This window comes from Gilliamella sp. B14384G10 (assembly GCF_016101685.1).
Lineage (GTDB): Bacteria > Pseudomonadota > Gammaproteobacteria > Enterobacterales > Orbaceae > Gilliamella > Gilliamella apis_A.
Map to the genome: position 1 here is coordinate 687,395 of NZ_JACFQA010000001.1, position 16,422 is coordinate 703,816.

The 16,422-nt window shown below is 34.6% G+C and carries 11 protein-coding genes; 8 read left to right on the forward strand and 3 right to left on the reverse strand.

Features of this window, described 5'->3' with window-relative positions; all coding sequences use genetic code 11:
• The first annotated feature begins 51 nt into the window (after positions 1-51).
• Positions 52-2,223, forward strand: a complete 2,172-nt coding sequence (locus H3T54_RS03100) for a MerC domain-containing protein (RefSeq protein WP_198220863.1) — start codon at positions 52-54, stop codon at positions 2,221-2,223.
• Between the two features lie 60 nt (positions 2,224-2,283).
• Here H3T54_RS03100 and glyA read toward each other — a convergent pair whose 3' ends face one another.
• On the reverse strand, positions 2,284-3,540 hold the full coding sequence (glyA, locus tag H3T54_RS03105) for a serine hydroxymethyltransferase (RefSeq protein ID WP_198220865.1): 1,257 nt from the start codon (positions 3,538-3,540) through the stop codon (positions 2,284-2,286).
• A gap of 370 nt (positions 3,541-3,910) precedes the next feature.
• Here glyA and H3T54_RS03110 point away from each other — a divergent pair, with 370 nt between their 5' ends.
• The 4 genes from H3T54_RS03110 to H3T54_RS03125 all read left to right on the forward strand — a co-directional run bounded on the left by H3T54_RS03110 (position 3,911) and on the right by H3T54_RS03125 (position 8,973).
• Positions 3,911-4,837, forward strand: coding sequence for a TIGR01212 family radical SAM protein (locus H3T54_RS03110; protein WP_198220867.1), 927 nt, complete (start codon positions 3,911-3,913; stop codon positions 4,835-4,837).
• Positions 4,838-5,417: 580 nt separating this feature from the next.
• Positions 5,418-6,539 carry a glycosyltransferase family 4 protein gene (locus tag H3T54_RS03115; protein WP_198220869.1) on the forward strand — a complete coding sequence of 374 codons (1,122 nt, stop codon included), beginning with the start codon at positions 5,418-5,420 and terminating at the stop codon, positions 6,537-6,539.
• Positions 6,532-7,335, forward strand: a complete 804-nt coding sequence (gene rfaP / locus H3T54_RS03120; RefSeq protein WP_198220871.1) for a lipopolysaccharide core heptose(I) kinase RfaP — start codon at positions 6,532-6,534, stop codon at positions 7,333-7,335. The genes H3T54_RS03115 and rfaP overlap by 8 nt, the downstream gene beginning before the upstream one ends.
• A 15-nt stretch (positions 7,336-7,350) precedes the next feature.
• On the forward strand, positions 7,351-8,973 hold the full coding sequence (locus H3T54_RS03125) for a DUF2813 domain-containing protein (protein ID WP_198220873.1): 1,623 nt from the start codon (positions 7,351-7,353) through the stop codon (positions 8,971-8,973).
• Positions 8,974-9,045: 72 nt separating this feature from the next.
• On the opposite strand, the gene ettA is transcribed toward H3T54_RS03125, so the two are convergent.
• Positions 9,046-10,713 (reverse strand): energy-dependent translational throttle protein EttA, encoded by a 1,668-nt coding sequence (ettA, locus tag H3T54_RS03130; protein ID WP_198220875.1) that lies wholly within the window; start codon positions 10,711-10,713, stop codon positions 9,046-9,048.
• A 221-nt stretch (positions 10,714-10,934) separates the two neighbouring features.
• Here ettA and H3T54_RS03135 point away from each other — a divergent pair, with 221 nt between their 5' ends.
• Positions 10,935-11,804: a YcxB family protein gene (locus H3T54_RS03135; RefSeq protein ID WP_198220877.1), complete on the forward strand. Its 870-nt coding sequence runs from the start codon at positions 10,935-10,937 to the stop codon at positions 11,802-11,804.
• A gap of 56 nt (positions 11,805-11,860) precedes the next feature.
• Here the strand turns inward: H3T54_RS03135 and nfsB are convergent, their stop codons facing one another.
• Positions 11,861-12,505 (reverse strand): oxygen-insensitive NAD(P)H nitroreductase, encoded by a 645-nt coding sequence (gene nfsB, locus H3T54_RS03140; RefSeq protein ID WP_198220878.1) that lies wholly within the window; start codon positions 12,503-12,505, stop codon positions 11,861-11,863.
• A 369-nt stretch (positions 12,506-12,874) separates the two neighbouring features.
• Between nfsB and H3T54_RS03145 the strand changes: the two genes are divergently transcribed.
• Positions 12,875-14,506, forward strand: a complete 1,632-nt coding sequence (locus H3T54_RS03145; protein WP_198220880.1) for a hypothetical protein — start codon at positions 12,875-12,877, stop codon at positions 14,504-14,506.
• Positions 14,507-14,852: 346 nt separating this feature from the next.
• On the forward strand, positions 14,853-16,400 hold the full coding sequence (gene leuA / locus H3T54_RS03150; protein WP_198200776.1) for a 2-isopropylmalate synthase: 1,548 nt from the start codon (positions 14,853-14,855) through the stop codon (positions 16,398-16,400).
• The last annotated feature ends 22 nt before the right edge of the window (positions 16,401-16,422 follow it).

Genomic DNA, 16,422 nt, shown 5'->3' on the forward strand with positions numbered 1-16,422 from the left:
ATAATTATTAATAATTGAATATATTAATAATATTTCGGTATGGAGGTGATTATGAGTCATACTTGGACATTTCAACGTGTTGGTGGATTAGATCAAATCGTATTAAAAAATGCCGATGACATTATCAATTTACCCAATTTAGATCCTAAATTATGGGTTGCACTCAGTTGCCCAACCACAGGGCTAGATTTTGATCAAAGAACATTACAATTATTAGATTCAGATAACGATGGTCGCATTCGTATTCCCGATATTTTAGAGGCAATTAATTGGCTTAAAGATAAAATAGTTTCTTTTGATAATATTGTTCAATCATCACAAACTTTATCATTATCGCAAATTGATGATTCAAACGAACAAGGTAAAAAATTATTAATTACCGCCCATAGCATTTTAGCGAACTTAAATAAAAACCAAGCTGATTATTTAACGCAAGATGATGTGCAACAATCACTTAAAATTAATGCCAGCAAACTCTACAATGGTGATTTAATTTTTCCTCCTTCAGCCGAATTATCGCCAGAGCTGCAAAATTTTATTCAAGCAGCAATAAAAACAACTGGTGCGGAAAAAGATATGAGTGGTCAGGATGGAATTAATCTAGAGATTGCGCAAACTTTTGTTAAAAACTTAAAAAGTTGGCAAAAATGGCAAAACGATATCAGTAATACCCAAACACCTTTTGGCGAAAACCGCTCAGAAATATGGAAATTAGTTCAAGAATTAAAGCCGAAAATTGATGACTACTTTTTGCGTGTTGAATTAGCACAATATGCACCTCAAGCACAAACGGCGTTAAATGTTGACGAGAAATATATTGTCCCATCCCAAAACGGATTACTTTCTGATGAAGCTTTATCTGAGCTACCTCTATCTAAAATAGATACCAATAACACATTAGATCTGGTTAATGGCCTTAATCCACTGTGGAAAACTAAAATCATTCGATTTAGAGATTTAATCGCTTCACACTTAGCCGATCCCAAACAACTAACTGCACAAGAATGGCAAGATATTCAGGCAGATCTTAATGCTTACACAACACTAATCAGTTCTAAACCTGAGATGCAACAATTAAGTGTAACAACTAAACCAACCGCTAGCATTGAGGATCTTACTGGCAATCAAATTGCTAATTTAGTTGATGATAATTTACTAAACGAATTTGAAAGCATGGTTGAACAGGATAACCAAACACCTATTTCAGCTTCAGATGTTTTTATATTAGAAAAACTAGTGTTATTTCAAAAACATCTCTATCGTTTATTGATTAATTTTGCTTCGTTTGCTGAATTCTTTTCACTTGACCACTATGCGGCTTTTCAATTAGGTAAACTTTATATTGACGGTCGTTGTGCTACCCTCTGTGTTGCTGTAGATAATATAGCTAAACATTCGACTATGGCTAATTATTCTGAACTATGTTTATTATATTGTGAATGTACAAGGCATGGTACAAAACAGACAATTGCTGCGGCAATTACCGCTGGACAAGGTGATTTATTAATGGAAGGCCGCAATGGCGTTTTTATTGATAATGAAGGCAATGATTGGGATGCAAGTGTTGTTAAGATGATTACTAAACCAATTAGTATCCAACAAGCTATTTGGGCACCTTATCAACGTATTGGCCGTTTAATTACTGAACAAATTAATAAATGGGCAAGCAATAAAGATGCTGACATTGAGAAAACCAGTACACAAGCGGTACAAAATCCAGAAAGCAAATTTGATATTGGTAAAAGTGTTGGTATCTTTGCGGCTATTGGTTTAGCTGTTGGCGCCATTGGTACCGCTTTAGCGACTATTTTTCAAGCTATCTTTTCACTTACATGGTGGCAATTCCCATTAGTGATTTTAGGCTTGTTCTTGATTATATCTGGACCATCAGTAATATTGGCTTGGTTAAAATTAAGAAGAAGAACACTTGGGCCATTACTTGAAGCTTCTGGTTGGGCGATAAATGGACAAGTTAAAATCAATTTACTGCTTGGTGGTCTGCTGACCAGTAAAGCCGAATTACCTACCAACGCAAGACGTAATTTAACTGACCCTTTAAAAAAACGTAATAAAAAAGCGCGAATACTATTTTGGTCAGCAATTTTATTAGGTGTAGTAATCGTCGGTACGGCTTTTTGGTTTAAAAATGATATTGCCAATTATTTTAAACAGCAACAACAATTGTTAAGTCAGCAACAAAATAATACTACTGAAAAGCAATAACAAGTGTTGAATTATGCTTAATAATTTTTCGCCGACATAACGTCGGCGAATATTTTATGATTAATGTTGATAAACAGGTAATCGTCGGCAAACCGCCAACACTTTTTGTTTAACCGCTTGAATAGCTTGTTCGTCATCAATGTTATCTAATACGTCACAAATCCAATTAGCTAATTCACGAGACTCTTCTTCGTTGAAACCACGACGAGTCACGGCAGGTGTACCAATCCGCACACCAGATGTTACAAATGGACTTTGCGGATCATTTGGCACACTATTTTTATTCACGGTAATATTAGCACTACCTAAAGCAGCATCAGCTTCTTTACCGGTGATATTTTTATCAACTAAATCTATTAAAAATAAGTGATTTTTTGTTTCACCAGATACGACTTTATAACCACGTTTGATGATCACATCAACCATCGCTTGGGCATTTTTCACAACTTGTTGTTGATATTCTTTATAAGCTGGCTCCATCGCCTCTTTTAAAGCAACTGCTTTTGCCGCTATCACATGCATTAATGGACCACCTTGTGCACCTGGGAATACAGCAGAATTCAATTTTTTGTAAAGTTCTTCACTACCACCTTTGGCTAAAATAAGTCCACCACGTGGTCCGCCTAGTGTTTTATGCGTCGTTGTCGTCACAACATGAGCAAAAGGCACTGGATTTGGATAAACACCAGCCGCCACCAAACCAGCCACATGAGCCATATCAACAAATAAGAAGGCTCCTACACTATCAGCAATCTCACGCATGCGCTGCCAATCAACTACACCAGAATAAGCAGAAAAACCACCTATAATCATTTTTGGTTTTGACTCTAAAGCAATTTTCGCTAATTGCTCATAATCAATATGTCCCGTTTCGTCGACGCCATAAGCAACCACGTTATACAACTTACCTGAAAAACTGACCGGAGAACCATGCGTTAAATGCCCCCCTTGTGACAAGTTCATGCCTAGTACCGTATCACCCGGTTTTAACAATGCCATATAAACAGCAAAATTGGCTTGTGAGCCAGAATGCGGTTGAACGTTAGCATAATCAGCACCAAATAGTTCTTTAGCACGATCAATAGCTAACTGCTCAACAATATCAACATATTCACAACCGCCATAGTAGCGCCTACCAGGATAGCCTTCAGCATATTTATTGGTTAGTTGAGTACCTTGTGCCTGCATCACTCTTGGACTTGTATAGTTTTCCGATGCAATAAGTTCTAAGTGATCTTCTTGGCGTTGTTCTTCGCCTTTAATGGCATCCCATAGCTCTTGATCATAATCGGCAATTGTCATTTGTTTAGTAAACATATTGGCTCCTTGTAGGCAATTACATCAACGTAACGATTTGTTACTGTATTTAATTAGCACAAAAAAACATCATGGGTTACTATCCTTACTTAATCGACCTTTAATTTCAATCTTTTTTTGAAGTTATAAATAATATTTATAGATAGTTAGAATAATAATTAAAATGCTTTACAGCACAATATCATTTAGCCTACTAAAAACCCCTTTCCTCAAAATTTTTAAAACCATTATCATTGATAAATTATCTAGTTTGATAATGCAAACAATCTATTAGAGAATAATAATCTTATTAATCATTATCTCTAGCTCAATTGCAATTGAGTATCTGGAATATCTTGGTAGAATAAGCAAAAATTTTATTTGGTATAGCATGCAACTTCATTTAGTCGTTAATACATTTGGTTCCGATTTACAACGTCGCTATGGTGAAAAAATCTATAAGCTCACTTTACACGGTGGTTTTAGCTGTCCCAATCGTGATGGTACCATTGGGCAAGGTGGGTGTACCTTTTGCAATGTAGCGTCAATCATTGATGAGTCTATACAGGTGAAATCAATTTCACAGCAGCTTATGTCGCAAGCGCAACAGATGAAAAAATCGAAACGATACCTTGCTTATTTTCAGGCTTATACTAGTACCTATGCTGAAGTTGAAATACTTAAGAATATGTATGAAGAAGCGCTGAATAGTGCTGATATTGTCGGGCTTTGCGTCGGCACTCGTCCTGATTGCGTTCCCGATGAAGCTCTTGATTTGCTGGCACATTACCAATCCAGCGGCTATGAAGTTTGGTTAGAACTCGGATTACAGACCGCACATGACAATACATTACATCATATTAATCGTGGTCATACCTTTGCGGATTATCACCAAACGGTACAAAAAGCACGACAATTAGGCATAAAAGTGTGTACTCACCTTATTATTGGTTTACCCAAAGAGAAGAAACCAGACAATCTCATCACTTTAAACAAAGTATTAGACAGTGGAGTGGATGGTTTAAAAATTCATCCTTTACATATTGTTGAAGGCAGTATTATGGCCAAAGCATGGCGAGCTGGGCGGATCAATGTGTTATCTCTTGAAGATTATGTTGATATTGCCGGTGATATTATTCGACAAACACCAGCCAATATTTTATATCATCGGATTTCAGCCAATGCCAGAAAACCAACCTTACTGGCTCCTGATTGGTGTGAAAACCATTGGCAATCAATGAATGCAGTTGATCATAATTTACGACAGTTTGGTGCACAAGGTAGTGCTATTGGTGATATTTACTCTTTCAAACAATAAAATACCATCAACAGCAAAAATTTTGAGGAAAGCCTATTTTTAGTCCTTATAATTGCGATAACAATTACATTTGTTAACTAAATTATATAAATTTCCGCTTCAAAAACCCCTTTCCTCAAATTTTTTAGCCGACATATTTACTCGTTAAATATTGAACTTATAAATTCATCAGAATACGTTTTGAAAATAAAATCAGCAAAATACTATAGTCAATTTACTTTTACTATTATGGCTAACTTTAACCTACCTACTACTAATAACATCCGTTCAAAATAAAAGCTTTAATTTTTATCGATTACTATTAGATAGCAAAGATGCTAATCAAAGCTATTTCTAGATTTGATTGCCACTTAAATTGGCTTTGTTTCTAATCAAAAATAATAATTTAAAATATAACTATATATTAGGAATAATCGGCTATTTAATCTAGTGTTTTTTCGTTTCGTTGCTGTTCAAACAATAGGTTTATTGTATATTGCTACATAGAAATATGTTTGAAATAATTATTAACATGCGCGTATTTTTGTACCTTTGTTAACAACAAGTATATAATGATGTTTTATCATTTGAGATAATCTGCATGCAACTAGCTTTTTGTATTTATAAATTTTTCCCTTTTGGCGGTTTGCAACGCGATTTTTTGCAAATTGCTACTGCTTGCCAAGCTCGAGGTCATCAAATCCGTGTGTATGTATTGGATTGGCAAGGCGCTAAACCAGCTGGTTTTGATATCATCATCGTTCCTAAAAAAGGATTATCTAACCATAGCCGTAATCAAGCTTATTACCATTGGGTAAAGGCTCACTTACAAAGCAATCCTGTAGATTGTGTGGTAGGCTTTAACAAAATGCCTGGATTGGATGTCTATTTTGCTGGCGATACATGTTTTGCTGAAAAAGCGGCACACAAAGGCTTTTTCTATAAATTGTCGAAACGTTGCAAACATTATTTAGCTTTTGAGCAGGCGGTATTTTCCCCTAGCTCACAAACTAAGATTATGGTGTTAACCAAACAACAAATTCAAGATTTTAAAAACCACTATCATACTCAAGATGAACGATTCTTTTTATTACCACCCGGCATTGCTTTAGATCGTAAATATAACGTTGATGCCCCTCAAAAACGTGAACAATTCCGACAATCGAATCAAATTGACCAAGATAGTTTTGTGATTGTGCAAATTGGCTCTGATTTTAAACGTAAAGGCGTTGATCGCTCTTTGAAAGCGATCGCAACCTTACCTAATGAACTAAAACAAAAAGTTACTTATTTGGTGGTTGGACAAGATAAATCAGAGGTATATCAAAAGTTAGCAGATGAATTAGGTATTGCTAAACAGGTGAGATTCTTCTCTGGTCGCAATGATATCCCTGATTTCTTATTTTCAGCTGATTTATTACTACATCCTGCAAGGCAAGAAGCAGCCGGTATGGTTTTGATTGAAGCATTAGCGGCAGGGGTTCCAGTGATCGTATCAGGTATCTCCGGATATGCTTATCACATTAGCCAAGCTAATGCCGGTATTGTATTATCAGAACCTTATAAGCAAAACATTTTAGATCACGCGTTAGAACAATCAATTAGAGATAAAGGGCAATGGCTTAATTGGCATAACAATGCCATTGCTTATAGTAGTAGTGAAGATTTATATCATTTAGCCCTACGAGCAGCAGACATTATTTTAGGATGTCATTATGAATGAGATTAAACTTAAAACCCCCTTTCAACAATTATGGCAAGGTAAAGATCCATTTAATGAAGTGGAATTAATTTCAGGTAAAGTTTACCGCGCAGTCAAACAACGTAAAACTCTTAATTTTCAATTAGAAGATCAATCATATTTCATTAAAATTCACCGTGGTACAACGGTAAAAGAGATTGTAAAAAACCTCATTTCGCTACGTTTACCGGTTTTAGATGCTAAACAAGAGTGGGATGCAATTCATCGTTTAGAACAAGTTGGTGTCAATACTATGGATGGACGAGCTTTTGGGCGTAAAGGATTAAATCCGCTTACTCGGCATTCATTCATTATTACCAAAGACCTTAATCCAACTATTAGTTTAGAAGATTTTACTAAACCATGGCTAACCAACCCACCTGGTTATCATTTAAAACGCTCATTAACTATTTATTTAGCAAATATGACCGCTAAAATGCATGGTGCTGGCGTAAATCATCGTGATTGTTATTTATGTCATTTTTTATTGGATTTACCTTTGTTTGAAAAGAATCAGCAAATAAAACTTTCTGTGATTGATCTTCATCGTGCACAAACACGTAAAAAAGTTCCAATCCGTTGGCGTGATAAAGATTTAATTGGGCTCTATTTTTCATCAACCAATATTGGACTTAACCAACGTGATATTTGGCGTTTTTTAAGAAACTATTTTAATAAACCAATTAAAACCATTTTGCGCGATGAACATAAATTAATTGATAGTGCTAAGCGAAGAGCTGAGCGCATCGCGAGAAGAACTGAAAAGTATCATCTTTAATCATAAGGAAATGACATGTTTATTGAACAAATTGATATCAAAGGGTTTAGGGGGATTAAGCAACTTTCATTAAAGCTTAATGCTAAATCTAGTGTACTTATTGGTGAAAACCAATGGGGTAAGTCGAGTTTAATCAGTGCATTAAAATTGCTAACCCTAGATAATAAATTTTATCAATTTGTTAATTCAGATTTCTATTATGATAAGGATGATGGTAATCACATCTCAATAAATGTTGTTTATTGTGAATCTTATGCAACTCAATTAACTGAACAAGCTTATCAGCCTCTAACAGCAGTTAGTTATCGCTCACCAGTAGACAATCTATATCGAATTACTTACCAGATTAATGCCCAAAAAAATGATGATAATATTATCACTGAACATAATTTGTTGAATGAACATGGCGAAAGGTTAAATCTAGATAATCCAAAATTATTAATCGCTATTCTGATTAACTTAAATCCAGTCATGCCGCTTAAAAATTCAGTGAATGCTAAGGATTTACCTGTTACAAATGAACCTTTATCACAATACTTTATTGAACAACTATCTGATCAATTAAAAGCACACTCGGCACAATTAAGTCAAGATGAGCTTAATCGTGGCTTACAAGCTGCTCGTTCATTATTAGAATACTATTTTGTTGATTCTCAACAACGATCTAACTATAAAAAATTAGCACAAAAAAGTAATCCCAAAACCGAAGATTGGAATTCACTCGAACGAATCAATAATGTATTAGATGATTTAGATAATGATTATCTTCGTACTGCACTTTTAGGTATATTTGGTTCGATTGTTAATGCTAAAGGAGATAATCCTCTCTCTCATAGTTCAGTGCCAATTTTAGTTTTAGAAGAACCAGAAAGTCAGTTACATCCAATTATTTTATCGGTTGGCTTCCGACTGTTAAAAAATTTACCTACCCAAAAAATTATTACCTCTAACTCAAGCGATTTAGTTTCTCTGTTTCCATTAGAGAGTATTTACCGATTGATCCGCCAACCTGATCAAATTGTGAGTAAGTATATTGCTCCTCATGGCTTAAGTGTTGGCGATAGTCGACGCATTTTGTTCCATGTCCTTTATCGACGCCCTACTGCACTATTTGCCCGTTGCTGGTTACTGGTTGAAGGCGAAACTGAAGTATGGCTACTCAGAGAGCTTGCCGAACAAAGTGGCTATCATCTAAGTTCAGAGGGGATCCAATTATTAGAATTTGCACAATGTGGTTTAAAACCATTAATTCACTATGCTAATAAAATGGGGATCCGCTGGTATGTCATTACTGATGGTGATATGGCAGGAAAAAAATATGCTGAGACGGTACAATCACAATGTGCACCCGGCGAAAATTTAAATGATTATATCACCGTATTGCCAGCCCGTGACATTGAAAATTTTCTATTTAAACATGGTTTTAGTCACGTATATAAGTTAGCTGCTTATAATACCGTTGCCCATATTGATATGTCGGTACCCAAAATTATTCAAAAAGCGATCCACAAAAGTTCTAAACCAGATTTAGCCATTGCCGTTTGTGATGATGCAAAAACTCGTGGTATTACAGCCATTCCTAGATTATTAACCGATACCTTCGCTAAGTTAGTTAAAACATCAAAATCACTACTTTAAAAGTTGATTATATGGTTATGATAAAACAATCCGCCGATAACCATCGGCGGTAGATAGAATGGAGCTTAAAAACTATTTGCTAATTCGTTTATATTTAGCTCGTTTAGGTTCAAGCGCTTCTGCTCCTAAGGTACGTTTTTTCCACTCTTCATATTCAGTAAAGTTACCTTCAAAGAACTCAACATGCCCTTCATCTTGATAATCTAAAATATGAGTAGCAATACGGTCAAGGAACCAGCGGTCATGTGAGATGACTAACGCACAGCCTGGAAACTCTAATAACGCATTTTCAAGCGCGCGTAAAGTTTCGACATCAAGATCATTGGTCGGTTCATCAAGTAATAGTACATTACCACCAACTTGTAATAATTTAGCTAAATGTACACGCCCTCGTTCACCACCAGATAGCTCACCAACACGTTTTTGCTGATCAACGCCTTTGAAATTAAAGCGTCCAACATAGGCACGACTTGGGATCTCAAAATTTCCAATACGCATAATATCTTGGCCATTAGAAATTTCATCCCAAACGGTCTTTTTATCATCCATACTGTCACGGAACTGATCAACTGAGGCAAGTTGTACTGTTTCACCTAAAGTGATCGTACCTGAGTCCGGTTGTTCTTTACCTGATAACATTCTAAATAGCGTCGATTTACCAGCACCATTAGGCCCAATAATACCCACAATGGCTCCTTTCGGAATGCTAAAAGAAAGATTATCAATTAATACGCGATCGCCATATGATTTGGTTAAATTAGCCACTTCAATGACTTTGTCACCTAAACGTTGCCCAGGTGGGATAAAGAGTTCATTAGTTTCATTACGTTTTTGGTAATCATTGTTATTTAATTCTTCAAAACGTGCCAAACGTGCTTTACTTTTTGCTTGACGACCTTTTGGATTTTGGCGTACCCACTCCAATTCTTTTTCAATTGATTTACGACGAGCCGATTCCGTTGCCGCTTCTTGAGCTAATCGCTGATCTTTTTGTTCAAGCCAAGATGAGTAGTTACCTTCCCATGGAATGCCTTCACCACGGTCTAACTCTAAAATCCAACCGGCAACATTGTCTAAGAAATAACGGTCATGGGTAACTGCAACTACAGTTCCTTCATAATCATGTAAAAAGCGTTCTAACCAAGCAACAGATTCAGCATCCAAATGGTTGGTTGGTTCATCAATTAATAACATGTCAGGTTTCTCAAGTAATAATTGACAAATTGCAACACGACGTCGTTCTCCACCGGATAAGTTCTCAATCTTAGCATCCCAATCTGGTAGGCGTAAGGCATCAGCTGCACGCTCTAATTGGTTATCAAGATTGTGGGCATCTTGCGATTGAATTATTGCTTCAAGCTCGGCTTGTTCTTTCGCTAATTTATCAAAATCGGCATCAGGATCGGCATAAGCGGCATAGACTTCATCTAAGCGAGCTAATGCGTTTTTAGCATCACCAACAGCCTGTTCAATTGCTTCACGTACAGTTTGTTTAGGGTCAAGTTTAGGTTCTTGAGGTAAATAACCGATTTTAATGCCTGGTTGAGGACGAGCTTCACCTTCAATCTCGGTATCTACTCCAGCCATAATTCGTAGTAATGTAGACTTCCCTGCTCCATTTAAACCAAGAACACCAATTTTAGCTCCCGGAAAAAAACTTAAAGAAATATCTTTTAAAATATAGCGTTTAGGAGGAACAATCTTCCCCACGCGGTTCATGGTATAGACATATTGCGCCATAAAACATTATCCGTTTAATTAATTAAAACTAGCAAAAAGTAATGCTATGTGATTGATGGCCTATATTGTAATGATTCTAGCTGTATGGTCTAGGGTTATTTATGAATTATGTTATAAATGTAGAAAAACTATCAACTAACATATAATTCAATATTCAATTAATTTATGATTGTTTACTGAATAATCTGTATAAGCATACTAAATAATTTATAAGGAATAAAATGGAAAAACAAACTGTAGTTATTGAATATTATGTTAATACCCAGTATTGGTTAGATGCTTATTATGCAAAATATGGCGTATTAGATCATGATTTCGCGCAAAAATTGAATGATTCAACACCAGATAATATGCGACACTTTACTATGTCATTTAATAATGAAAAATTAGTCATTCTTAATAAAGATAAAAATGAAATTAATACTTTCTATTATAAGGATTTTTTTTGCATTAAAAAAACTGAAAATGGCTATTTATTTTTTATCAATAATCAAGATTTTTATTTTGTTAGTCAACAATCTTTAAAATCCGACGAACTAGAAATCATTTATGATTTTTTATGTGATTATTTAGGAAAAAATTTAGAAACGCAAATAGCAGAGATAGACACCTATAAAATGGATATTAATAGAATCTATTATTGTTTTTATTATTTACTATTTAAAAAATCTATAATGGCCCCTATTTATATACTTGTAATGTTTTTACCATGCTATCTTTTAATAAAAGATTCTAGCCATGCATTATTTTTCGTTTGTATTACAATTATATATTCAATTGCAATCTACTTCAGTATCAAACCTGGTTTGAAATTTTCAGCTGAAAATTGGTGTAAAACAAGTAATAAAATTTTTATTTGTACAAAGGTCATTTTTTATGAAGATAGATTTACAATGACAGCTAAAACCCAATTAAGTACTACTGTTATAAAGTATGATCAATTACACAAAATAAGAAAGATAAAAAAAGGTTATCTGTTTATTATAAATTGTAATAGTGGTTATCTCTTTTATAATGCTGATTTTACACCCCAACAACGACAAGTTCTTGAAGATAACCTAATGCGATATAATAATTTTTATTTAAAATAACACTCGTAAACTTACCCCACTGTTCATCTGGTGGGATAAGTTATAGCGGTATTTTGTTATAAAAAAGTGAAAATTTGTTCTTCTGGTAAACGTGATTTTGGACGATGGGCATTACCATCATTTTCAGAACGATAACCTAATGTTGCAATAACTAGGCTCTTTAGCCCCTTTTGTTTTAAGTCTAAAATTTCATCCATTTTTTCACAATCAAAGCCTTCAACGGCGGTAGAATCAACACCAATAGCAGCAGCGGCAAAAAGCAATTGTCCTAATGCTAAATAAGTTTGTTTTCCTTCCCAACTCTGTTGTGACTCAATTGTCTTACTGTTTTTAGTGACAAAGAAACGTCTTGACTCATCCTGAGTTTGTTTAAGTTCGGATGATGGTAATCGGCCATCTTTCTCTTCTTGGTTAAGCAAATTAACTAAATGAGCATCTTCTAAGGGTGATTTAATACAAAATAAAATAGTATGAGAGGAATCGGTTACTCGTGGCTGATTAAATTCAGCTATAGCAGGTAAAATTTTATTTTTTGCTGCATCATTATCAATAATATAAAAATGCCAAGGTTGTGAATTAACTGAAGATGGACTGTTTCTTAAAACAGTAAGTAATTGTTCTATTTTTTCTTTAGGAATTTTTTTACTTTTATCATAATGTTTGGTGGTATAACGTTTTTGAGAAATTTCGACAATGTTCATCTTTTGACCCCATCTTATTAATTGTGAGTAAATAATAGTTAGTCTGAATTTTAAATTTGATTAATCAGATATCTTAGTCAAAATTACGATATAACTGCTCATAGGAATATAGCACCAATCAAATTTAATTAGTAGCAACTTAGTTATCATAATTGAATATTATTATATAGAAATATTGTTTACTTAAACAATTCATCGTTGCTAAAAAATACGAGCCATTTTAGTTTTTTTAAGAATATAATTTAAACAGAATAAACGATGAAATCATTTACATTAACAAAAAATAATAATATTATTAAATAAGTGCTTAATAAGCATATTCGTTTAAAAGCAAAGCAATGGAAAATGCGCTAATTAGAAGACGTTATCATGGATAGAAAATACGTTATTTTTACGAGTAAAGCTGTAGCAATAAAATTATATACACTTGTTGTTTTACTATGTCTATTGTATAGCATCCCAGTTCTTGCATTAAATGAAGTAACTGCTTCTGCCATAAATGGTACTTCGCCATATATTACAATAAATCAAGATAGATCTCCTTCCGATATCATCGATTTACTCTGGATAGCGGTAAAAAAAGACGATAACCAAACGCAAATAGCACCATCCAATAATGAACAAGGACCCAATGAAGATCCAAATTTAATCTATTATCGCCCTGATTTTAATTCTTCCCCTGATGAATTGATCGACTTACCTAGTTCTATTGACACATTTGATAAAATTATCACGTTGGTATCAGATTATAAAAAGGAACAAGAAGAGCTCGAAACAATTTTAACTGACAAACAATATTTTGAAGATAATGATGGTGATGATGGATTTAAAGCAACAGGAACGTTCAAAATTGAGATTAAAGATAGTGACAATAAGGCTGTTAAATTAAGTGATAAATTAGATGATTGCGTTGGCTTTTATGCTGTAACTTTAACTACCTCAGATTCAGAACTTTCAACCACTTATGGTTTACCTAATAATAAAAACTATCCTAGTGCTAGCAAAACTTACTATGTTAGATCATTAAGTGGTGGCTTGCCCCACGTTTGTTGGTTACAACCTTCATTAGAAAAAGGTTATCCTCCCTATGCCTATACACAGCAAGAATATGATGATTATTTCAATGAATGGCCAACTTATAAAGACCTAACAGCAGTTTGGTCGCCAACAAAAGGGTTTAAGCCGGCCGTCAAACACTTAGAACGCACTTGGGGAAATTTTCCAACTACCGCTGCAGATAAATTATATTTTAATGTTGTGTTATCAGGTGCAAAATGGCAGGATGTGAGTTATACAAAAAGTCGAGAAAGTCAGGCTGTTGGATTAAAATTAAGCGGTAAAAATAATATATTAAGGGTTGAGTTTAGTGGTCCAACTTTTAGTGAAAAACCCGACGATGCCATTCTTGATGAATTATGGGATCTGGGTTTTTCATTAAAAGTAGGTAATAGGGTTATTTATAGATTTGATTTAGAATATTGGTTTTTAATCTCTACTGATACCGTCAAAGGCTTGAAATATGCTAATCAATATTGTCAGTGTAAAGGGGGAACAGCTTTATATCCTGTAGAAAGATATGAGGCAACCAATGCTCTATATCATACCGAAATTGACGAAAATAATAAAAGAAATCATTATATCCGTACAACCGAAACTCTCTTAGGTGAATGGGGTAATACAATTAATGAAGTTTACCCTAGTGATGATTTAGGTAATGTGATGTCAAATATGGTCTGGACATCGAGTAGAGTTTATGATGATTACTACAATTTAATTAGAAAAAGTCATAAAGTTAAACCAAAATTACGTATCACTGGTGACGATGACGATGACGATGACGATGACGACGATGATTGGGATGATGATGATGAATGCAAGGAGGAACCAAGAGATTACGACTCCTACTATACACATTTTTACGCATTTGATCTCAATGATGGTAGTCTTAAAAAGATGCCAAAAGAAACCGAAGGTTTAAGAGTAATTTGTATATCTGATTAATATTTGTAATTCATTTTACTTAAAAGCTTTTCAACAATATAGCTATATTACTTTCAGATTACTATTTGATTTAATCAATATTTATTATTGACATTAAGTTTTTTTTTTGATAGAAATAGTATCAATATTTATACATAACACAATAATTGAGAAGTTAATGATTAAATGTACTAACCTCCTACTCAGCCTCCTCCTCGCATTAGTGTGCGCGGATAGCTTGTGTGTGGAGTAAAAGTAATTTAATAATTAACTCAACAAATTCACAAGAACCCGCGCTAAAGTGCGGGTTTTTTTGTTTTCTTAACTTGAAATACCGGGATAGCGCTAAAATATAAAGGAAATAACAATGAGCGATCAAATTATTATTTTTGACACAACATTACGTGATGGTGAACAGGCGTTACAAGCAAGTTTAAGTGTTAAAGAAAAACTTCAAATAGCTTTAGCATTAGAAAGAATGCAGGTAGATGTCATGGAAGTCGGTTTTCCTATCTCATCTCCAGGTGATTTTGAATCAGTACAAACTATTGCTAAAACCATTAAAAATAGCCGTGTTTGTGCATTATCTCGTTGTATTGATAAAGACATTGATGTAGCAGCTGAAGCCTTAAAAGTAGCCGATCAATTTCGTATTCATACTTTTATGGCAACATCAACGTTACATGTTAAAGACAAATTAAAAATGACATTTGATGATGTCGTTGAACAGGCAGTGCACTGTGTTAAACGTGCACGTAATTATACAGATGATGTGGAGTTTTCTTGTGAAGATGCAGGCCGTACCCCAATTGATAACTTATGTCGGATTGTTGAAGCAGCAATTCAAGCAGGGGCAACCACGATCAATATACCGGATACTGTCGGTTATACTGTCCCTTATCAATTTGGTGGCATTATTCATACCTTATTTGAACGTGTCCCGAACATTGATAAAGCGATTATCTCTGTTCATTGCCATGATGACTTGGGCATGTCGGTGGCTAACTCGATTAGCGCGATTCAAGAAGGTGCTAGGCAGATTGAAGGGGCGATGAATGGTTTAGGTGAACGAGCTGGTAATACTGCTTTAGAAGAGGTTATTATGGCGATTAAAGTCCGCCAAAATATCTTAAACGTTCACACAAATATTAATCATCAAGAGATCTATCGTACCAGTCAAATCGTCAGCCAAATTACTAACACACCAATACCCTCGAATAAGGCGGTAATCGGTAGTAATGCCTTTGCTCATTCATCAGGAATTCATCAAGATGGTGTGCTAAAAAATCGTGAAACCTACGAAATAATGACCCCTGAATCAATTGGCTTAAATCAAATTCAACTAAATTTAACCTCACGCTCAGGCCGAGCAGCGGTAAAACATCGCTTAGCGGAATTAGGTTATCAAGATAATGATTATAATTTAGATCAAGTTTACCAAGCTTTTTTAGAACTTGCCGATAAAAAAGGCCAAGTTTTTGATTATGATTTAGAAGCATTGATTTTCATTAATCAACTAAAAGATGATGAAGAGCATTATGTATTGGATTATTTTAATGTACAATCTGGCTCTACTGTCGTTTCAACAGCTTCAGTTAGTTTGATCATCGGCGATCAAAAATATTCAGATGCAGCAACAGGTAATGGCCCTGTTGATGCTGTTTATCAAGCGATAAATCGTATTACTGGCGAACCTATTTCAATTGTGAAATACCAATTAGCATCTAAAGGACAGGGTGAAAATGCCTTGGGTCAAGTCGATATCGTTGCCGAATATAAAGGACGTAAATTCCATGGAGTTGGGCTTGCTACCGACATTGTTCATTCATCAGCATTAGCATTAATTAATGTGTTAAATAATGTTTATAGAGCAAATCAGGTTGCAGAACAAAAACAGAAATTGCAGCAAGACTAAAAAGTAAACATTGTTTCGTTAC